Origin of the sequence: Kitasatospora sp. NPDC028055 (genome assembly GCF_040637885.1) — a bacterium.
Taxonomy (GTDB): domain Bacteria; phylum Actinomycetota; class Actinomycetes; order Streptomycetales; family Streptomycetaceae; genus Kitasatospora.
This window is the reverse complement of sequence record NZ_JBEZXE010000004.1, coordinates 1-19,777: the sequence shown is the minus strand read 5'-3', so window position 1 is coordinate 19,777 and position 19,777 is coordinate 1. Positions and strand designations below refer to the sequence as shown.

General features: G+C 75.0%; 14 protein-coding genes. 7 read left to right on the top strand and 7 right to left on the bottom strand.

Annotation, left to right across the window (positions count from 1 at the left end):
* Nucleotides 1-24: 24 nt before the first annotated feature.
* The 5 genes from egtC to AB0F71_RS07410 all read right to left on the bottom strand — a co-directional run bounded on the left by egtC (nucleotide 25) and on the right by AB0F71_RS07410 (nucleotide 5,608).
* Nucleotides 25-774: an ergothioneine biosynthesis protein EgtC gene (egtC, locus tag AB0F71_RS07430; RefSeq protein WP_360229549.1), complete on the bottom strand. Its 750-nt coding sequence runs from the start codon at nucleotides 772-774 to the stop codon at nucleotides 25-27.
* On the bottom strand, nucleotides 774-2,291 hold the full coding sequence (egtB, locus tag AB0F71_RS07425; protein WP_360229547.1) for an ergothioneine biosynthesis protein EgtB: 1,518 nt from the start codon (nucleotides 2,289-2,291) through the stop codon (nucleotides 774-776). The genes egtC and egtB overlap by 1 nt, the downstream gene beginning before the upstream one ends.
* Nucleotides 2,288-3,592 (bottom strand): ergothioneine biosynthesis glutamate--cysteine ligase EgtA, encoded by a 1,305-nt coding sequence (gene egtA / locus AB0F71_RS07420; protein WP_360229545.1) that lies wholly within the window; start codon nucleotides 3,590-3,592, stop codon nucleotides 2,288-2,290. The genes egtB and egtA overlap by 4 nt, the downstream gene beginning before the upstream one ends.
* Nucleotides 3,593-3,845: 253 nt before the next feature.
* Nucleotides 3,846-5,114 carry an aminotransferase class I/II-fold pyridoxal phosphate-dependent enzyme gene (locus AB0F71_RS07415; protein ID WP_360229543.1) on the bottom strand — a complete coding sequence of 423 codons (1,269 nt, stop codon included), beginning with the start codon at nucleotides 5,112-5,114 and terminating at the stop codon, nucleotides 3,846-3,848.
* On the bottom strand, nucleotides 5,111-5,608 hold the full coding sequence (locus tag AB0F71_RS07410; RefSeq protein WP_360229541.1) for an SRPBCC family protein: 498 nt from the start codon (nucleotides 5,606-5,608) through the stop codon (nucleotides 5,111-5,113). Before AB0F71_RS07410 ends, AB0F71_RS07415 begins: the two co-directional genes overlap by 4 nt.
* A gap of 158 nt (nucleotides 5,609-5,766) precedes the next feature.
* Between AB0F71_RS07410 and AB0F71_RS07405 the strand changes: the two genes are divergently transcribed.
* The 3 genes from AB0F71_RS07405 (at nucleotide 5,767) to AB0F71_RS07395 (ending at nucleotide 12,426) form a co-directional block, all read left to right on the top strand.
* Nucleotides 5,767-6,573, top strand: coding sequence for an SAM-dependent methyltransferase (locus AB0F71_RS07405; RefSeq protein ID WP_360229539.1), 807 nt, complete (start codon nucleotides 5,767-5,769; stop codon nucleotides 6,571-6,573).
* A 118-nt stretch (nucleotides 6,574-6,691) separates the two neighbouring features.
* Nucleotides 6,692-8,812, top strand: a complete 2,121-nt coding sequence (locus AB0F71_RS07400; RefSeq protein WP_360229537.1) for an EAL domain-containing protein — start codon at nucleotides 6,692-6,694, stop codon at nucleotides 8,810-8,812.
* Nucleotides 8,813-9,234: 422 nt separating this feature from the next.
* The gene (locus tag AB0F71_RS07395; protein WP_360229535.1) at nucleotides 9,235-12,426 is read left to right on the top strand and encodes a hypothetical protein; all 3,192 of its coding nucleotides are present in this window, start codon (nucleotides 9,235-9,237) and stop codon (nucleotides 12,424-12,426) included.
* A gap of 87 nt (nucleotides 12,427-12,513) precedes the next feature.
* Here the strand turns inward: AB0F71_RS07395 and ribA are convergent, their stop codons facing one another.
* Complete coding sequence (gene ribA, locus AB0F71_RS07390; protein WP_360229533.1) at nucleotides 12,514-13,143, bottom strand: GTP cyclohydrolase II; 630 nt, start codon at nucleotides 13,141-13,143, stop codon at nucleotides 12,514-12,516.
* 300 nt (nucleotides 13,144-13,443) lie between these two features.
* On the opposite strand from ribA, the gene gdhA reads away from it, so the two are divergent.
* The 4 genes from gdhA (at nucleotide 13,444) to AB0F71_RS07370 (ending at nucleotide 17,951) form a co-directional block, all read left to right on the top strand.
* The gene (gene gdhA / locus AB0F71_RS07385) at nucleotides 13,444-14,850 is read left to right on the top strand and encodes an NADP-specific glutamate dehydrogenase (RefSeq protein ID WP_360229531.1); all 1,407 of its coding nucleotides are present in this window, start codon (nucleotides 13,444-13,446) and stop codon (nucleotides 14,848-14,850) included.
* Nucleotides 14,851-15,040: 190 nt separating this feature from the next.
* The gene (locus AB0F71_RS07380; RefSeq protein WP_360229529.1) at nucleotides 15,041-15,922 is read left to right on the top strand and encodes an AraC family transcriptional regulator; all 882 of its coding nucleotides are present in this window, start codon (nucleotides 15,041-15,043) and stop codon (nucleotides 15,920-15,922) included.
* 224 nt (nucleotides 15,923-16,146) lie between these two features.
* The gene (locus AB0F71_RS07375) at nucleotides 16,147-17,055 is read left to right on the top strand and encodes an NADP-dependent oxidoreductase (protein WP_360229527.1); all 909 of its coding nucleotides are present in this window, start codon (nucleotides 16,147-16,149) and stop codon (nucleotides 17,053-17,055) included.
* Between the two features lie 134 nt (nucleotides 17,056-17,189).
* A complete protein-coding gene (locus AB0F71_RS07370) occupies nucleotides 17,190-17,951 on the top strand; it encodes a VOC family protein (RefSeq protein ID WP_360229525.1) in 762 nt (253 codons plus the stop codon).
* On the opposite strand, the gene lnt is transcribed toward AB0F71_RS07370, so the two are convergent.
* Nucleotides 17,927-19,528 (bottom strand): apolipoprotein N-acyltransferase, encoded by a 1,602-nt coding sequence (gene lnt / locus AB0F71_RS07365; RefSeq protein WP_360229523.1) that lies wholly within the window; start codon nucleotides 19,526-19,528, stop codon nucleotides 17,927-17,929. The two genes, AB0F71_RS07370 and lnt, sit on opposite strands and share 25 nt — an antisense overlap.
* Nucleotides 19,529-19,777: the final 249 nt, after the last annotated feature.

Sequence of the window (19,777 nt, the reverse complement as noted above, 5' to 3'; positions counted from 1 at the left end):
GAAGATGAAGGGGAGAGTGGAGGGTCAGTAGTGACTGGGGAGCTGCCGGACGGTGACGCCCGTGGCGTCGGCCAGCAGCAGGGAGCCCTCCGGGACGGGTGTCCAGTCCGGGGCGTCGTCGTACGGTTCGGAGGCCACTACCGTGCCGAGGCCGGGCAGGCGCCGGTGGTGCAGGGTGTCGCCCCAGGCGGTCGCGGCGAGCGCGGTGCCGTCGGTGAGCAACAGGTTGAGCCGTCCGGTGGTGTGCGCGGTGACGTCGGCCACCGTGCCCGCGAGCGCCGCGCCGAGGCTCTCGCCCCGGCGGAGCCGGTGCAGGGCCAGGGCCCACAGCAGGGCCGAGTCGGTCCGGGCCTCCAGCTCCAGCAGTTCGGCGGGCGGCAGCAGGGCGGCGAGCGCGTCCAGCTTGCCGGGCCAGCCGGCCACCGCCCCGTTGTGGCTGAACAGCCAGCGCCCGGCGGCGAACGGCGCGGCCGCGGCCTCGCCCGCCGCGCAGCCGTCGGTGGCGGAGCGGACGGCCGCCACCAGTGCCCGGGTGCGGATCACCCGGGCGAGGTCGGCGAAGCCGGCGTCCGCCCAGATCGGCCCGGCCCGGCGGTAGCGGGCGGGCACCTCGTCGCCGTCCGCGTACCAGCCGAGGCCGAAGCCGTCCACGTTGACCGTCCCGTACTGCTGGGTGCGCGGCGCCCAGGACTGCCGGTGCAGCGCGTACGGCGGCTGCACCAGCAGCTCCTGTGGCGCCACCGGCTCACCCAGGTAGGCGAGGTGGCGACACATCAGGAACCCTCCCGGTGGTGCTCCGGGCCGCGGGCGTCGTGCTCCGCGTTGCGGGCGTGGTGCGGCGGGCGGCGGGCGTCGTGCTCGGCGCTGCGGGCGGTGCGGAAGCCGGAGAAGATCTGCCGCCGGACGGGGTAGTCCCAGTTGCGGAAGGTGCCCCGGCAGGCGACCGGCGCCACCGCGAAGCAACCGCCGCGCAGCACCTTGTACTCGGGCCCGAAGAAGACCTCCGAGTACTCCTGGTACGGCCAGGCCCGGAACCCCGGGTAGGGGTGGAAGTCGCTGGCCGTCCACTCCCACACATCGCCCATCAACTGCCGTACCCCGTACGGGGATTCGCCCGCAGGATAGCTGCCGGCGGCGGCCGGGCGCAGGTGCCGCTGGCCGAGGTTGGCGTGCTCGGGGCCGGGCGGGCTGTCACCCCAGGGGTAGCGCCGCGAGCGGTCGGTGGCCGGGTCGTGCCGGGCCGCCTTCTCCCACTCGGCCTCGGTCGGCAGCCGCCGCCCGGCCCAGCGGGCGTACGCGTCCGCCTCGTACCAACTGACGTGCAGCACCGGCTCGTTCGGCGGCACCGGTTCGACGGTGCCGAACCGGCGGCGCAGCCACTGGCCGTCCTGCTGCTGCCAGAACAGCGGGGCGGTCAGGTCGGCCCGGAGCCGGTGCTGCCAGCCCTCCGCGGTCCACCAGCGCGGGTCGTGGTAGCCGCCGTCGGCGATGAAGCGCTGGTAGGCGGCGTTGGTGACCGGGGTGGTGTCCAGGAAGTAGGCCGGCAGGTCGACGCGGTGGGCCGGGCGCTCGTTGTCCAGGGCCCACGGCTCGATGTCCGTGCCCATGGTGAAGGGGCCCGCGGGGATCAGGACCTCGGCGGGCAGGGTGGCCGCGTCGGCGGGCGCGGGCGGCGGCGGGGGAGCGGCCAGGGCGGGTTCGCCCCGGCGGAGCTGGTGGGTGATCAGCATCGTCTCGTCGTGCTGCTGCTCGTGCTGGGCGATCATCCCGAAGGCGAACCCGGCGTCCAGCAGCGGTGCGCCCTCCAGGGGGCTGGCGGCCAGCAGGTCCAGTACCCGGCCGCGCACCTCGTGGGCGTACGCGCGGGCCTCGGCCGGCGGCAGCAGCGGCAGGCTGGGGCGCTCGGCCCGGGGGTGCTGGAACGCGTCGTACAGCGGGTCGATCTCGGGGTGCATCGGGTCCCGGCCGCCGACGTTGCGCAGCAGCCACAGCTCCTCCTGGTTGCCGATGTGCGCGAGGTCCCAGACCAGCGGCGACATCAGCGGCGAGTGCTGGGCGGTGAGGTCGGCGTCCTCGACGCAGTCGGTCAGCGCGGCGGTCCGGGCGCGGGCGGCCAGCAGTTCGGCGGCGATGCTCTCGCGCAGGGCCTCGGTGCCGGCCTCGGTCCCGGCCGCGGTGCCGGCCTGGGGGGTGGCGGTGGGACCGGCGGTGGGCGCGCCCGGGCCGGCGCTGCCCGTTCCGGGGCCGGCGGCGCCTGTTCCGGCGGGTGCGGGCGGTCGGACGTCGGTCATGATGCCTCCTCCGGGGGAGTGCGTCGGGTGCCGGAGCGCAGGGCGTCCAGCTGGTCGTCGGCCGGGCAGCGGCCGCGCGCGGGGTAGCGCTCGGCGAACTCGGCGACGGTGGCGCGCAGCCGCCCGGCGCCGGGCAGGCGGCCCAGCGCGGCGTCGGCGACGGCGAAGCAGGTGAGGGCGGCGCGGCGCAGCTCGGGATCGGCGACGCCCAGGGTGGCGGCGCGGCGCCAGACCCCGCTGCGCGGCGGGCGCGGACCGGTGGCGCCGTCCCGTCGGTCGGCGGCGTCGAGCGGTTCCAGCGCGGCGAGTGCGGTGTCGGCGGCCACCGGGTCGTCCAGCAGCGCGGTGACCAGGGCGGCGGGCACCACCCAGCCGTCACCGGGCTGGGCGTCGATCATCCGTAGCTCCAGGTGGCCGCGGGGGCGCACCGGGGGGAACAGGGTGGTGCAGTGGTACTCCAAGTCGGCCAGTGTGGGCGGGCGTTCGCCCGCGCCGCGGGTCCAGTCGCGGAAGGTCAGGCCGGGCGGGGCGGTCCAGGGCAGCCCCTCCGGCCTTCGCACGCACAGGACTTCGGCGTCCAGCACGTACTGCGCCCAGGCCTCGCGCGGGTCACCGTGGTCCGGCTCGGGGGCGAGGGTGCGGGTCGGGTCCATCCGGGACCAGACGGTCTGCCGGGTGGACCGGTGACCGGTCGGCTTCCCGTCCAGGAGCGGGGAGTTGGCGAAGGCGGCGACCAGCACCGGGCCGAGCCGGTGGACCAGCTGCCAGCGCCGCTCGACCGCGTGCGGGCCGGCCGCGTCACCGGCGTCCAGGCACACCTGCACGGATGCGGTACCGGTCATCATGACCCGGCCCCACGGTCCGGCCGAGTCGAAGAAGCGCTCCATCGCGAGGTAGCGGGGGTGGTCCAGCACCATCCGTCGGGGGCGGGCGAGCGGGTCCGTCCCGGTGCCGGTGAGGCGCAGGCCCTGCGCCGCGAAGGCGGCCCGCAGGGCGGTCAGATCGCGTCGGGTGTCGTCGACGCAGGCCAGCAGGCCGGTGGCGGGCGGGGAGCTGAGCTCGACCTGTCCGCCGGGTTCGAGCGTGAGGCGCGAACCGGAGGGGAGCGAGGTGCCGTCCGGGCCGCCCAGGGGCAGCGATTCGAGCGCGGCGTGGAGCAGTTCGGGAGGAACCGGCCGGCCGGGACATCGGTCGTCATGGACGAACCACTCGACCTCGACCCCCACCAGGCGGGGCGGTCCGATCTTGAAGCAGACGCCCGACACGTGGCTGCGCGCCCCCGATTCGGTCAACGGGGTCACCCCTGACGGGGGCGGTGCTGCGCTCTGCCGGTCGGGCGGAGTGGTGCGGGATGTCGGTATCACCGGACTCACCATCCTCGGGATCACGATTGCGGCCCGGTCTACTTTGCCCAGTCTGCTACGGAGCATGCGGGGGCGCCTCGCAAATATCGCGTGAATGTTCGTTTGCGCAGGTCAGAGGCATGGCGATCGGGTGAATACGGGGCTCTCGAGGGCGCCGGGAAGCGCCTCCCGGGCCGGGCACGTGCCCCGGTCACAGGCGGTCCAGGCGCTCCAGGACGGTGTCCAGCACCGGGCCCGGCAGGGCGTAGTTGAGGCGCAGCGAACCCGCGCCGCCCGGGCCGAACTCGGCGCCGTCGGAGGCCTCCAGGCCGCAGCGCTCCAGCAGCGCGGCGCGGGCGTCCGTGGGCGGCAGGCCGAGGGCGGCGGCGTCCAGCCAGAGCAGGTACGAGGCCTGCGGGGCGGAGCGGACGGCGGGACCGAGCCGCTCGGTGAGCCGGGTGCGGGCGGCGGCGAGGTGTGCCAGCAGCGCGTCCAGCCACGGGCCGCCCTCGCCGAGCGCGGCCCGCTGTACGGTCTGCTCCAGCAGGCCGCCCTCCCAGAGGCCGTAACCGGCCAGGGTGTCGGTCAGCCGGGCGCGCAGCGCCGGGTCCGGGACGAGTGCCCAACTGCTGGGAATGCCTGAGCAGTTGAAGGTCTTGCCGACCGAGTTGAGGGTGACGGTGCGGTGCCGCAGGGCGGGGTCGACGACGGCGACGGCGACGGGGTGGGCCCGGCCGGGGTGGGTGAGGTCGCCGTGCACCTCGTCCGAGACCAGCAGCGCGCCGGCCTCGGCGGCCCGTTCGGCCAGGGCGCGCAGTCGGGCGGCGGGCCAGACCCGGGCCGAGGGGTTGTGCGGGCTGCTCAGCAGGAGGGCGGTGGCGGGGCGGGGGAGCGGGGCGTCGGGGAGCAGGTAGCCGTCCGGGCCGGCGGGCAGCGGCAGTTCGCGGTACTCGGCCCGGGCGGCGCGGCAGAGTTGGGCGAAACCGCCCCACTCGGGGGTGGGGAAGAGGACGGGGGCCCGCGGGTCTGCGGCCTCCGTCCGTACGGTCTCCAGGAGCAGGCGCAGTGTGGTGCGCGGGCCGCAGGGGAGCAGCAGCACCCAGTCCGGGTCGACCTCGACGCCGTGCCGGGTGCGGTACCAGTCGGCGACCAGGGTCCGCCCGGCCGGGTCGCAGACGGTGTACCCGTACGCGGGGTGGCGGGCGCGCCGGGCCAGGGCCTCGGCGACGGCGGGCGGGCCGGGGAGGTCCATGTCCGCCAGGCCCATCGGGATCACGCCGGGGGCGCCGGCCCGGGCCCACTTGCTGCTGCCGGTGCCGGTGCGGTCGAAGGGGGCGTCGAAGCCGAACTCGGGGGCGGGGCCGGGGTCGCGGTCGGGGCCGGGGTCGGGGCCGGGGTCGGGGCCGGGTTTCGGCGAACAACTGACAGCTGACAGATTTCGAAAGTTGAAATCTGTTCGCTGAAATCTGTCATCTGTCATCTGTTCGCCGTCCTTCGTCCGCCGCCGCCACCCGCCAGGCCCGTCAGGTACGCCGCCAGTCCGCGGCCTCCCCGGTGCATCATCACCGCGTGGTTGGCCCGGAACAGCGGGTGCAACGGCAGAGCCAGCCGCCGCAGCAGGGCCTTGGCGGCGCGGGCGTCCTCCTCGAAGAGCACCCGGCACCGCGTGCCGCCCGGCCCGTCCGCCGTCACGGTGAACCGTGACCACCCGACCAGGTCACCCCGCATCGCCGCCTCCAGCACCCCGGCCGCCGGGTCACGCCGCCGGGCCTCCAGCCCGATCACCAGTCGGTACGGCAGCAGGCCCCGGACCACCACCTCGCCGGACCCTGACCCCGCACCGGTCTCCCGGGCCTCGCGGACCTCCGGCCACCACAGCGGGTAGCTCCGGACGTCCTCCAGCGCCGCGTACACCGCCGGGGCGGGTGCCGCGAGCCGCCACACGCCCCGGAAGCGGTAGTGGTTGGGATCCACGGGTCCACCCTAGAGAGAGGGGCATCCGCGAGGAAGTGTGCACTCCGCTTGCACCCGTTCGGGGTGCAAGGGAGGATCTTGCGTGCTTGTAGTCTCATCAGTCACGGCAGCACCCCCAGGCGCTGCGCCCCCGGAACCGGAGTGAAGGAGTCACAGGCATGCGGCGACCGAGCTGGGTACCGGAGGGTACGGACCTGGACAAACCGAACGCCGCACGCGTCTACGACTACTACCTCGGGGGCTCCCACAACTTCGAGGTCGACCGGGAGATGGCCCGCAGGGCGCTGGCCATGTGGCCCGAACTGCCCCAGATCATGCGCTCCAACCGGGCCTTCCTGCGCCGCGCCGTGACCTTCCTCGCCGAACAGGGCGTCAGCCGCTTCCTGGACATCGGCTCCGGCATCCCGACCTTCGGCGCCGTGCACGAGATCGCCCGGGCGATCCGCCCCGGGGCCGAGGTGGTCTACGTCGACCGCGACCCGGTCGCCGTCGCCCACAGCCGTCTGCTGCTGGAGGAGGACCCGCACAGCGCCGTCGTCCAGGCCGACCTGCGCGACATCGAGGACCTGCTGGACCGCCCCGAGGTGTCCGCCCTGCTGGCGGGCGACGAGCCGGTTGGCGTGCTGCTGGTGGCCGTCGCCCACTTCGTGAGCGACGACGAGGACCCCTGGAAGCTGATCGCCGCGGTCCGCGACCGCCTCCCCGCCGGCAGCGCCCTGGTCCTCTCGCACGCCTCCCTGGAGGCCCGCCCGGACCAGGCCGAGGACCACCAGAAGCTCTACCGGATGACCCCGACCCCGTTGACCATGCGCACCCGTGACCAGGTCACCGCGATGTTCGACGGCTTCGAGCTGGTCGAACCGGGCGTGGTGCACCTGCCGCAGTGGCGCCCCGACCAGCCGGGCACGGTCGGCGAGCACCCCGAGCGGATCGCCGGGGTGGCGGGCGTGGGGTTCCGCCCTTGAGCGGTCGCGCCGGGAGATCAGCCGACGCCTGCGCGCCCCGTGCGGCGGCCGCCGGTCGCCCGGCCCTGCCCGGCGCCACCGTCAGCAGTGCCGCCCTGCCCACCGCAGGGACGCTCCGATGAGCGGCGCGACCCCGCCGGGCGGCGACGCGGAGCGGTTCCACGAGGACTGGTCCCGGCTGCTCTCCGCCGACCACGGCATCGCCGTCCACCCCGGCCTGCTCGGCCGGCTGGTCGCGCGCACCGCCGCGCTGCTGCACCGTGCCCAGCAGAACGACCCCTTCGAGCCCGGGCTGGCCTCCCGGGCCGCCGCCGAGCTGGTCGACGGCCACTTCACCGACCCGGTGCTGCTCGCCCGCGCCGTCGAACTGCTCCAGTCCCAGCCGCTCCACGACGACCGCGGCCCCGCCCTCACCGGCGCCTTCGCGGCCGGCTGGGCGAACGCCCTGCGCGAGCGCACGCTGCGCGAGCAGGAGGCCATCCGCACCGCCGCCGACGCCGCCCGCAAGGAGGCCGAACGCGCGCTGCGGGCCTCCGAGGCCCGGTTCCGCGCCCTGTTCGAGAGCGCCGCGATCGGCATCGCGATCGGTGACACCGACGGCACCATCCTGGCGGTCAACAAGGCCGTGCAGGAGCTGTTCGGCGCCGGGCCGGGGGACATGGTCGGGCGCCGGGTCGACGACCTCGTCCACCCCGAGGACACCCCGGGCGTCTGGGAGGCGTACGAGGAGCTGATCAGCGGCAAGCGGGAGTACTTCCAGTTCGACAAGCCGTACTACCGGCAGGACGGCGAGGTGATCTGGACCCACCTGACCGTCTCGCTGATCCGCGACGACGACGGAGCCCCGCAGTACCAGGTCGCGATGCTGGAGGACGTCACCGACCGCTACCGGCTCCATGAACGGCTGCGCCACCAGGCCACCCACGACCCGCTCACCGGCCTGCCCAACCGCGCCGCCTTCTTCGAGCGGCTGGAGAAGGTCTTCGACGAGCCGGAGCCGGGCGCCCGCTTCGGCCTCTGCTACGTCGACCTCGACGGCTTCAAGGTGGTCAACGACAGCCTCGGCCACGACATGGGCGACCAGCTGCTGTCCGCCGTCGCCGCCCGGCTCAAGGCCGCCCTCACCCCGCTCGGCCACCTGGTCGCCCGGCTCGGCGGCGACGAGTTCGTGGTGCTGCTGGAGAACTGCCGTGGCGAGCAGGAGGCGGTGGCCGCCGCCAAGACCGTGCTCAAGGCCCTGGCCGGGCCGGTGCTGATCGGCGACCACAAGCTCGCCGTCGGCGCCAGCGTCGGCGTGCTGGAGCGGCGGGTCTCCACCACCACCCCCGGCGCCGCCGTCCGGGCCGCCGACCTGACGCTGTACCGCGCCAAGGAGGCCGGCCGCGGCCGCTGGACGCTGTTCGACCCCAAGGAGAACGCCCGCGCGGTCAGCCGCTACGCGGTCTCGGTACGGATGCCGGCCGCCCTCGACCGCGGCGAGTTCTTCATCGACTACCAGCCGCTCTACCGCCTCGCCGACGGCCGGATGGCCGCCGTGGAGGCGCTGGTGCGCTGGCGCCACCCGCAGCTCGGGGTGCTCGGCCCGGACGAGTTCGTCACCACCGCCGAGGAGACCGGGCTGATCATGCCGCTCGGCCGCTGGGTGCTGGAGCAGGCCTGCGGCCAGGCCGCGGACTGGATCAAGCGCTACGGCGACGCCGCGCCGCAGTTGAACGTCAACCTGGCGGTGCGGCAGGCGCGCAGCGCCGCGCTGGTCACCGACCTCGGCCGGATCCTGGACAGCACCGGACTCGATCCGGCCCGGCTGCAGCTGGAGATCACCGAGTCGACCGTGGTCGGCCCCGAGGACGAGGCGCTGCGCACCCTGCACGGGCTGGTCGACCTCGGTGTGTCGCTGGCGGTGGACGACTTCGGCACCGGCTGGTCCAACCTCGCCTACCTGCGCGACCTGCCGGTCTCCGGGCTCAAGATCGCCGGTTCCTTCGTCGGCGACCTGCACGACCCGGCGAAGGACGGCGCCACCGGGTGGCGGATCGTCAGCGGCCTGGTGTCGATGGCGCACACGCTGGGCCTGACCGTCACCGCCGAGGGCGTGGAGACCCGCAAGGACGCCGAGCGGCTGCGCGGGATGGGCTGCGACTGGGCACAGGGGTGGCACTTCGGCCGCCCGGTGCGGCCCGAGGAGATCGCCCGCCGGATCGTCGAGGAGCCGGAGGGGCGCCCGGTCGAGGAGGGCTGACCCCGGCCCGGGACACGGGTTCCGGGACCGTTCCGGAAAGCGCCCTGCGGCCCTGCCCGGTATGCGGGATGATGGCGCGTCAAAATCACCACCCGGCACCGGTGCGCCCGTGGTCAACGCCTTCGCACCGGCCCCGGGGAGCGGGGGAGGGGGACGCCGCGATGGGCGCAACGGAAGGCTCCGGTCCGGGGGGTTCCGGGGGTCCGGCCGGTTCGGGTGGTCCGGCCGGTCCGGGTGGTCCGGGCGAGGAGGACGGACGCCGGGGGCGGCCGGGGGAGTCACCGCGGACCAGGGTCGACTGGGGCTCCCGGGAGCGGGGCACCCGGTTCCGGGGGTCGTGGGACCCGCGGCGCGGGCGGGGCGGAGCCCCGGAGCGGCCCGGGGAGGAGGCCCGCCACGACCCCGAGGCCGCCACCCGGCGGATGCCCGGGCCCCGCCACGACCCGGAGGCCGCCACCGAGGTGCGCCGACCGCGCTCCGCGGCCGACGGCCCGTCCTGGCAGGACAACATCGGCCCGGGGCCCACGCCGGGCGGCGGACATGCGCCCGCGGGCGGACCCGCGCCCGGCGGCGGTCTCGGCACCCACGGCGGCCCCTTCGAGGACGACTTCCCCGCCGCCCTGCTCGACCGCTTCACCCCGCTGGGCAGGGCGGGCGCCGGCGCGGAGGGCACCGTCTGGTACGTCCGGCGCACCGACGGCGGCGCCGACGCCGCGGTCAAGGTGGCCGTCGGCGGCCAGCGGATGGACCACGACCTGCTCGCCCACCTGCGCAACGACGGCTTCCGCCGGCACGTCCCGCACCTGATCGACTACGGGCGCGTCCGCCACCACGGCGTGCCGGTCGACTGGGTGGCGATGGAGTACCTGCCCGTCACCCTCTCCGCGCACGTCGCCGCGCTGCGCCGCAGCGGCGCCCACGCCGACCCGCGGACCATCGAGCAGATCGTCTACGAGCTGGTCTCGCTGCTGGAGTTCTGGCAGCGGCGGATCCAGCGCAACCCGCTGGACTTCAAGCCGGCCAACATCCTGGTGCGCCCCGGCCGTGGCCCCGGGGAGTTCGTGATCGCCGACTTCGGCGGTGTCGACCGGCTCACCGACAGCCGCCGGTTCACCTCCACGATGATGGTCACCGTCGCCTACATGGCCCCCGAGCAACTGGCCGGCAAGAACCACGAGGCCGGGCCCTGGTGGGGGCTCGGCAACGTGCTGTACGAACTGTTCGTCGGCCGGCCCCGGTTCGTCGCGGCGGACGGCGAGCGGGCGGCCGACCACGACCTGGAGCTGGAACTCGTCATGGGCGAGGAGGTGGACCTCTCCGCCGTCACCGACCGGCGTCAACTGCTCCTGCTCCAGGGCCTGTTCACCAAGAAGCCGGAGGACCGCTGGACGGCTCCGGAGGTCCGCAGCTGGCTGGCCGGCGGCAGCCCGGCGGTGATCCGGCGCCGCCGGCAGGCCCTGCGGCCGATCACCTTCCTGGGCGACCCGTTCACCGACCCGGTGCGGCTCACCGAGGTGCTGCTGCGCAACTCCGGTGCGGCGGCGCGCTGGCTCGCGGCGGTCGGGGCGGAGCGGCTGCGCGACTGGCTGCGCGACGAGGTCAAGGACTCCGTGTTCGACCTCCACTACCTCACCGACGTGGTCCGCGCCCCCGGCTCCCGGCGCGAGGCGGTGGCCGGCGTCGCGGTGCTCGCCCTCGGCGCGGCCTTCGCGCCGGGGGCCGTCCCGCACTACCGTGACCGGCCGGTCGACCCGGCCGGGCTGGAACGCGTCGCCACCGAGCCGGACGGCGCCGCGTTCATCGACGAACTGGTCCGCGGCGGTGCCCCGGCCGTCGCCGCCCGCTACCACTGCTTCCACCCCGAGTGCTCCGGTGAGCACTGCTCCCGGCTGCTCGCCCTCGCCGCGCTCCCGGAGGTGCTCGCCGAGGTGGAGCGTACGGCCCGGACGGTCGGCGGCGGGCGGCGCGGTGACGGCGGCCTGAGCCCGGAGGAGCGGGAGGAGGAGCACCGGCTGGCGGTCTGGCTGAGCATCCGCCCGGAGGAGCGCCACCGGCTGCTCGGCCGGCTCTCCCCGCTGCCCGCCGCGCTGCACCGGTTGCCGCTGCCGGTACGGGTGTCGGAGCTGGCCGCGCTGGTCGCGTCGGCGGTGGTGGACGGGGCGCTGACGGTCGGCGCCGGGGCCCGTACGGCGGTGCGCTCGGCGGCCCGGCGGCCGGCCCCCGACCCGGCGGCGGCCACCCCGCGGGACGTGGTGCGGCGGCGCTGGTCGGCGCTGCGGCGGCGGGCGGTGGGCGCCGACCCGGACCAGGTCGCGGGGCGGGCCGCGCTGGTCGCCGCGGAGGCCGTGCGGCGGCGCGGCCGGGGCCGGGCGGAGCGCCCCGAGGCGGCACCGGGGGCGCTGCGGGAGGGCGCTGCGCGGCCCGGGCGGGTGGCCCGGCTGTGGGCGGCGCGGCGCCGCCGGCCGCCGGTGGACCGGGCGGCCCGGCTGCGGCTCTGGTGGCCGTACGCCCGCACCATGCTGCCGCGCCGGGTGGCGGCAGTGGCCCTGCTGGTGGTGGGCCTCGGGCTGCTGCTGTGGGCGGGAGCGGTGCTGCGCTACCCGGTCGAGGCCGGGCACGGGCTCGACCTCTCGCCGGACCTGTTCGGCGGGCCGCTGCACCTCGCCGGGCGGCGGGCGGCCGAGCAGGTGGTCGGGAAGCTGGGGGCGGCCTTCGTGGCGGCCGCCGTGCTCGCCTTCTTCCCGGCCGCGGTCGGCCTCGGTACGGCGCTGCTGGCCGGGGTGGGCGCGCTCACGATCGGCTACCTGCGGCTCGGACCGCCGATGACGGCCGTGGAGGCGCCGCAGCCGGTGGCCGAGCGGGTGGTCATGTTCGAGGGTGGGATGGGGAGTTGGGCCGGAATCGCGGCGGTGGTGGCGGTCGTGGTGGCCGTGGTGCTGATCGAGCGGGGGGCCAACCGGCTGCTGAGGCCCGCCCAGCGGGCCCGGCGGCAGGTGCGGGAGGCCTGGCGGGACCTCGACCGGCGGGCCGCCCGGGCCGCCCAGGTCGCGGGCTCCGGTACGGGTGCGGGCTCGGGTACGGGGGCGGGTGTGGGCTCGGGCTCGGGCTCGGGCTCGGGTACTGGTGCGGGGACGGAGGCTGCCGGGGCGTGGCGGACGGGCCCGGCCGGCACCCGGGACCGGCTGCGGTTCGCGCTCACCGCTACCGGGGTGCTGGTCCTGCTGCTGTGGGCGACGGTCGAGGTGCGGCTCGCGGCCACCGGGCCGCACCGCACGCCGGAGTCCTGGGGGACGGGGCAGACCGGTGCGGCCTACCAGGCGGGGTTCGTCGTCCTGCTGGCCGTGGTGTCGTTGCTGAGCACCCTGGGGACGCTGGCCACCGCCCGGGTGCTGCTGGTCGGTTGGATCCTCGGCACCCTGTTCCTGGGCGCCTGGCCCGGCGCGCTGGGGCCGGTGGAGGCACTGCGGATCCCGGTGTTCGAGGGGCTGTTCGGCGCGGTCGCGGGCTGGTGGGGGCACGGCGCCTTCTGGGCCGCGCTGCTGGTGGCGCTGCCGCTGGCGGCGTACGGGGTGCTGCGGGCGGTCCGTGGGCGGGAGCGGGGCGGCGTCGGCTGACGGCGCGCCGTCCGGCGGCCCTGGCGCGCGCCGACTGTGGCCTGTACCGACTGGCCCGCACCGACCGGCTCGCGCCGATCGCGGGGGTCAGCCGACCAGTCGGGAGAGCTCGATCGAGTGCCCGGTCCGCTCCACCTTCGCGGTCAGGTAGCGGACGTTGCTCGCGGACAGGTGGACGCCGGTCGGCACCCGACGGTGGACGGTGATCCCGAGTCCGGCCAACTGGGCGGCCTTGTCCGGGTTGTTGCTCAGCAGGTCGATGCCGTCGACGCCGAGCGCGGTGAGCATCTGGGCGGCCGCGGTGTAGTCCCGGCCGTCCTCGGGCAGGCCCAGTGCGGTGTTGGCGTCGTAGGTGTCCAGGCCGGAGTCCTGGAGGGCGTAGGCGTCCAGCTTGTTGTAGAGGCCGATGCCCCGGCCCTCCTGGCGGAGGTAGAGCAGGTAGCCGCCGGCCTCGCTGATCCGCTCCACCGATTCGCGCAGCTGCGGGCCGCAGTCGCAGCGGTCCGAACCGAAGACGTCGCCGGTCAGGCACTCGGAGTGCAGCCGTACCAGCGGGGTTCCGCCGTCCGGGACGGTGCCGAGGGCGAGCGCGAGGTGTTCGGCGCCGTCGGCGAGGCCGTGGAAGGTGGAGACCTCCGCGTCGGCGCGGTAGCCGTCCGGGAAGGTCAGCGGGATGCGCACGTGCGAGCGCACCGTGGCGGAGCCGGGCTGAGGCATGGTTGGGCCTCCGACGATCGGGGGTGGACCGGGGTGAACCGCTCCGGATCCGGACGGGTCCGGTCGGGTCGGATGTCGACCGTACTCGGTTGTTCCAATTTGAACAACTGCTTACCGCCGGTGACCACGGTGACTGCGGAGGCGAACAACACCCCGCCCGCCCCCGCTGTTCCCGTACGGCGGTCCAGCATGTGGAAGGGACGGGACCCGAGGCGTGGACACTGCGACACTTCGTCCCGTTTCCTGGGCACGGGAACGCTCCGCGCACGACCACCGACGACCACGGAAGGTCCTGATCAGATGCCCACGAGCCGCGCCACCACTCCCGCCTCCGCCCCCGCCGCCGACCGGCCCCGCCTCGACGCCGAGCAGCGCGCGATCGAGTCGCTCTACGCGGACGTGGTCCGCCGCAACAAGGGCGAGACCGAGTTCCACCAGGCCGTCCACGAGGTGCTGGAGACCCTCGCCCCGGTGCTCGCCCACCGCCCCGAGCTCCGCGACGCCCGGATCATCGAGCGGATCTGCGAACCCGAGCGCCAGCTGATGTTCCGGGTGCCGTGGACGGACGACTCCGGCGACATCCACGTCAACCGCGGCTTCCGGGTCGAGTTCAGCAGCGCCCTCGGCCCGTACAAGGGCGGTCTGCGGTTCCACCCCTCGGTGAACCTCGGGATCGTCAAGTTCCTCGGCTTCGAGCAGATCTTCAAGAACGCGCTCACCGGGCTGGCGATCGGCGGCGGCAAGGGCGGCTCCGACTTCGACCCCAAGGGCCGGTCGGACGCCGAGATCATGCGGTTCTGCCAGTCCTTCATGACCGAGCTGCACCGCCACCTCGGCGAGCACACCGACGTGCCGGCCGGTGACATCGGCGTCGGCGGCCGGGAGATCGGCTACCTGTTCGGCCAGTACAAGCGGATCACCAACCGCTACGAGGCCGGCGTGCTGACCGGCAAGGGCCTCGGCTGGGGCGGCGCGCAGGTCCGCACCGAGGCCACCGGCTACGGCTGCGTCCTGTTCACTGCCGAGATGCTGGCCAGCCGAGGCGACGGCCTGGACGGGCGCCGGGTGCTCGTCTCCGGCTCCGGCAACGTGGCCGTGTACGCGATCGAGAAGGCCCAGCAGCTCGGCGCGACGGTGCTGACCTGCTCCGACTCCTCCGGCTACGTGGTGGACGAGAAGGGCATCGACCTCGACCTGCTCAAGGAGGTCAAGGAGGTCCGGCGCGGGCGGATCTCCGAGTACGCCGAACTGCGCGGCAGCCACGTGCGGTTCGTCGAGGGCCCGGGCGTGTGGAGCGTGCCCGGCGACGTGGCGCTGCCCTGCGCCACCCAGAACGAGCTGACCGAGGCCGACGCGCTCGCCCTGGTCCGCAACGGGGTGCTGGCCGTCGCCGAGGGCGCCAACATGCCCACCACGCCCGAGGCGGTGCGGGTCCTCCAGGAGGCCGGGGTGGCCTTCGGACCGGGCAAGGCGGCCAACGCGGGCGGCGTCGCGACCAGCGCGCTGGAGATGCAGCAGAACGCCTCCCGCGACTCCTGGACCTTCGAGCGCACCGAGCAGCGGCTCGCCGGGATCATGAAGCACATCCACGACTCCTGCCACACCACCGCCGAGCGCTACGGGCACCCGGGCGACTACGTGGTGGGCGCCAACATCGCGGGCTTCGAACTGGTCGCGGACGCGATGCTGGCCCAGGGCCTGGTCTGAGCCCTGCGCCGAGCCGTGCGTCCAGCCCTGTGCCGAGCCCTGCGCCCAGCCCTGCGCCGAGCCGTGGTCACGGCCGGCCCCGGCCGGTCGTCCGGCGATCGGTACCCGACCGGAGCGGGCACCGATCGTCGGGTACGGCAAGGTGGGTCCTTCCTACGGTGGAGATCAGCAAGGGAAGGACGGGGTGGCGGTGCTGGAGCATCTGAACCGGGCGATGGAGCACATCGAACGGCGCCTGGACCAGGAGATCGACGTGGCCGAACTGGCGCGGATCGCGATGACGTCGGAGTACCACTTCCGGCGGCTGTTCTCGACGCTCGCCGGGATGCCGCTGTCGGACTACGTACGGCGCCGGCGGCTGACCGTCGCCGGGGCCGAGGTCCTCGACGGCGGACGGACGCTGCTCGACATCGCGGTCAGCTACGGCTACACCTCGGGGGAGGCGTTCGCCCGGGCGTTCCGGGCGATGCACGGGGTCGGGCCCGGCGAGGCCCGGCGCGAGGGTGCGGCGCTCATCTCCCAGCCCCGGATGTCCTTCCGACTCATCGTGGAGGGAAGCAGCAGCATGGAGTACCGGATCGTGGAGAAGCCGGAGTTCCGGATCATCGGGAAGAAGGCCCGGGTTCCCCTGATCTACCTGGGGGTCAACCCGCACATCGCCGAGTTCATCCGGGGACTGGGCACGGAGACCGTCGAGCGGATCACCGCGCTGACGGCGAAGGACCCGCTCGGCATCGTGTCGGTGACGGACGACTTCTCGCCCAACCGGGAGGAGGGGTCCGAACTCGACTACTGGCACGCGGTGGTGGCGCGCGAGGACGCCGTCGTCCCGGACGACCTGGACGTCCTGCACGTCCCGGCCGGGACCTGGGCGGTGTTCACCAACCGTGGGCCGTACCCGCAGGCCCTCCAGGAGATGTGGGGGGAGACCTACAGCCAGTGGTTCCCCTCCAACCCGTACGAGACCCGGCCGGGCCCGGAGATCCTCCGGACCAGCTTCGTCCCGGGGACGGGCGACGCGGAGGCGGAGCTCTGGCTCCCGGTGTCGCGGGCCGTGCGAGCTGACGGCTGACGGGTGACAGCCAACGGCTAACGGCTAACAGCTAACAGCTAACAGATGACAGAAAACAGATAACAGCTGACGGATAACAGATTTCGAAATCTGTTATCCGTCAGCTGTCTTTTGTTCGCCCGCCCCCGTTCGGCCCACCAGCGCCCGCCCAGTCCCGCCGCGCCCCGCATGCTGGGGCGGGGGAGCAGGTGCCGCAGGGCGCTATCCGAGGAGTGGGATCACCGATGGCCAAGGCGTTCGGCTTCATCGATTACGGCGGACCGGAGACGCAGGAGTTCCTCGACCGCCCGGTGCTCGACCCCGGCCCGGGGCAACTGGCGATCACCGTCCGGGCCGCCGGGGTGAACCCGGTGGACTGGAAGATCCGCCGGGGCTTCCTCGGCCGCGAGCGCCAACTCCCCGCCGTCATGGGCCAGGAGGCCTCCGGGGTGGTACAGCGGATCGGCCCCGGGGTCACCGGCTTCACCCCGGGCGACGAGGTGTTCGGCCTCGTCGCCGCCGGTGCCTTCGCCGAACAGACCCTGCTGCGCGCCGAGTTGAGCGCCCTCAAGCCCGAGGGCGTCGGCTTCGACCTGGCCGCCACGCTCAGCGTCTCGGTCGCCACCGCCGACGACGCCCTGCGCCAACTCGCCCTCGGCGCAGGGCGTACGCTGCTGATCCTCGGGATCGCCGGAGGTGTCGGCAGTGCCGCTGCCCAGCTCGCCCGCAGCCAGGGCCTGATCGTGCTCGGCACCGCGAGCGACGCCAACCGGTCGTACGTGGAGTCCCTCGGTGCGACGCAGATCCGCTACGGCGACGGCGTCGCCGAGCGGATCGCCGAGGCCGCCCCCGACGGCATCGACGGCATCCTCGACCTGGTTGGCGGTGACGCCCTGCGCGCGGTGGCCGGTCTCCGGGCCGACCGGACCGAGCTGGTCAGCACCGCCGACCCGGCCACCGCCGCCGAGCTCGGCGGCGCGTACGTCACCCGCTCGACCAGCTCCGAGACCCTGGCCGCCCTCGCCGCCCTGGTCGCCGCCGGCGACCTCGACCCCCAGGTCACCGGCCGCTACCCGCTCGGCCGTGCCGGCGAGGCGCTCGCCGAGGTCGAGTCCGGGCATGCGCGCGGCAAGGTGGTCCTCGAAGTCTCTTGAGAAAGAACATCTTTGACGAATCATCAGGGCCGAGTGCCGTAGTGCGGCCCGCGAGTCACTGAGAGCCGAGAGCCGAGTCCCTGAGAGCCGCGAGCCCCCGAGTGTCACCAACCGAGAGTCAAGAGCCGAGAGCCATGAAGCAGACCTCCGTCACCACCAATGCCCCCTGCTGGGTCGAGCTGGGTACCGACGACCCGGCCGCCGCCCGGGACTTCTACGCCGAACTGTTCGGCTGGCGCCCCGAGAGCGGTGTCCGCCCCGAGGACGGCGGCTACACCCAGATGTTCCTCGGCGAGGCCGCGGCCGCCGCCGTCACCCCGCGCTACGCCCCGCAGCAGCCGACGGCCTGGACGGTCGCCATCGCGGTCGCGGACGCCGACGCCACCGCGGCGAGGGCCGAAGCGGCCGGCGGCAAGGTCCGCAAGGAGCCCACCGACGTGTCGGACCTGGGCCGCTTCTCGGTGGTCGCCGATCCGTCCGGCGCCGTCCTCATCCTCTGGCAGGCCCGGGCCTTCGCGGGCGCCGGGGTGTTCAACGAGCCGGGCTCGCTGGGCTGGGTGGAACTGGCGACCCGGGACGCGGCCGGGGCACGGGCCTTCTACCCGGCGGTCTTCGGCTGGTCCGTCGCGCAGTCCGAGCACTACACCCAGTGGGGCCTGGACGGTCAGGACTTCGGCGGCATGGTGGTGATGGACGACGGCTTCCCGCCGCAGGTGGCGCCGCACTGGCTGCCGTACTTCTCGGTCGCCGACGTGGACAACACCGTTGGCCGGGCGGTCGCCATGGGCGCGGACGTGCTGATGCCCGCCTACTCCATGCCGGGGCGGCGGATCGCCGTCCTGCGCGACGCCCAGGGCGCCCCGTTCGGCGTCTACACCGACGGCGGGGAGGCCTGAGCGACCGGTCCGCCCGCGCGCCGGCGGGCCGAGCGCGAGCGCAGGTCGGCCGCTCCCGCGCCCGCCGTGACCAGCAGCGCGCCCAGCGGCACCACGTCGCCGATCCGGTCGTACCAGGTCAGCGTGCCCGGTTCGGTGAGCGGCAGCCGTACGGTCAGCGCGCCGGTGCCGTCGGTGCCGAGCCGGGCGAGCTGCCGGCCCTGGGCGTCGAAGGCGGCCGAGACGCCGGTCAGCGAGGCCTGGACGGCCGGGCGCCCGGTCTCGGCGGCCCGGATCGCGGCCAGTGAGACGTGCTGTTCGGGCGCCCAGGTGTGCTGGAAGGTCGAGGTGGAGGACTGGTACACCAGCACCCGGGCGCCGTCCCGGGCGGCGGTGCGCGCCATGTCCGGGAAGGCCGACTCGAAGCAGATCAGCGCGCCGACCGGCAGCGGCCGCCCCGAGCGGTCGGTGGCGGGCAGCACGTGGAAGGCGGTGCCGGGGGCCCGGTTCTCGCCCGCGGCCCGGCTGACCCCGGCGATCCAGCCGAGGACGGGCCGCAGCGGAATGTACTCGCCGAAGGGCACCAGCCGGATCTTCCGGTAGCGGTCGACCACCCCGGCGGGGGAGACCAGCACCGCGTCCTTGGAGATCCGCCCGTCCGCCTTGCGGGCGTCCTCCCCGGCCATCACCTCGGCGCCGGTGGTGACGGCGAGCCGGCGCAGCGCGTCCAGGGCGGCCGGGTCGCGGTCGAGGTCGGCGGTGGTGCTGCTCTCGCCCCACACCACCAGGTCGACCGGCTGTCCGACCAGGTCGGCGGTGGTCCGGACGCTCGCGTCGAAGCGGGCCTGTGGGTCCTCGACGACGCCGGGCTGGACGAGCGCCACGGTGACCGCCCCGGCCCCGACCGGCGCCGGGCGCAGCGCGAACAGCAGTGGTCCGGCGGCCAGCACCAGGACGGTGGCCAGGGCCGCGACCGCCCGGGGCCGCGCGGGCACCGCCGTCAGGATGATCAGCACTCCGGTGTTGACGGCCGCCACCGCGGCGCTGACCAGCCAGATCCCGCCCGCCGCGGCCAGCCCGAGGAAGGCCGGATGCTGCCACTGGGTGGCGCCGAGCAGGGCCCACGGTCCGCCGAGCGCGTGCCAGGACCGCGCGTACTCGGTGCCCACCCAGACCGCGGGGAGGACCAGCAGGGCGAGCAGGGCCCGGCGGGTGGTGACCGGCGGGCCCAGCAGGCGGTGCACCGTGTACCCGACCGGCGCCTGCAGGGCCCCGAACAGTACGGCGAGTACGGGCAGCGCCGGTCCGACGGAGGGGACCAGCCAGTACATCGCGGTGAGGATGAACCCCGCCCCGAACCACCACCCGCGCACCGCCGCCTCCCGCCCCGACGGTGCCCGCTGGGCGAGCAGCAGCCCGGGGACGAGCGCGACCCAGGCGAGCCAGGCCTGCCCGGGTGCCGGGAACGCGACCACCGGTACGGCTCCGGCCGCCAGCGCGGCGAGCCGCGCCCGGTAGCGGTGCGGTGCGTGCGGCTCCCGGGCGTCCGTCGGGGCCGTGCTCGGGACTGGGCCGGCGGTGCCGGTGCGGCGCGACATGCCCCGTATTGTCCGCTCGGGTGACGGCTGGTGCCAGATGGCGGTACGCGTAGTTGACGCCGGTCCTCGGAACGGTGCAGGTCATTGGAACAAGCGGACCAATCCCGTACCCAACTGCGGCCCGTCACGCCCCCCAGTCGGGGGGGGGGCGGGCCCCCCCCCCCCCCCGGGGGGGGGCCGGCCCCCCCCCCCCCGCCCCCCGCGGGCCCCCCCCCCCCCCCCCGGGGGGGGCCCCCCGCCCCCGCCCGC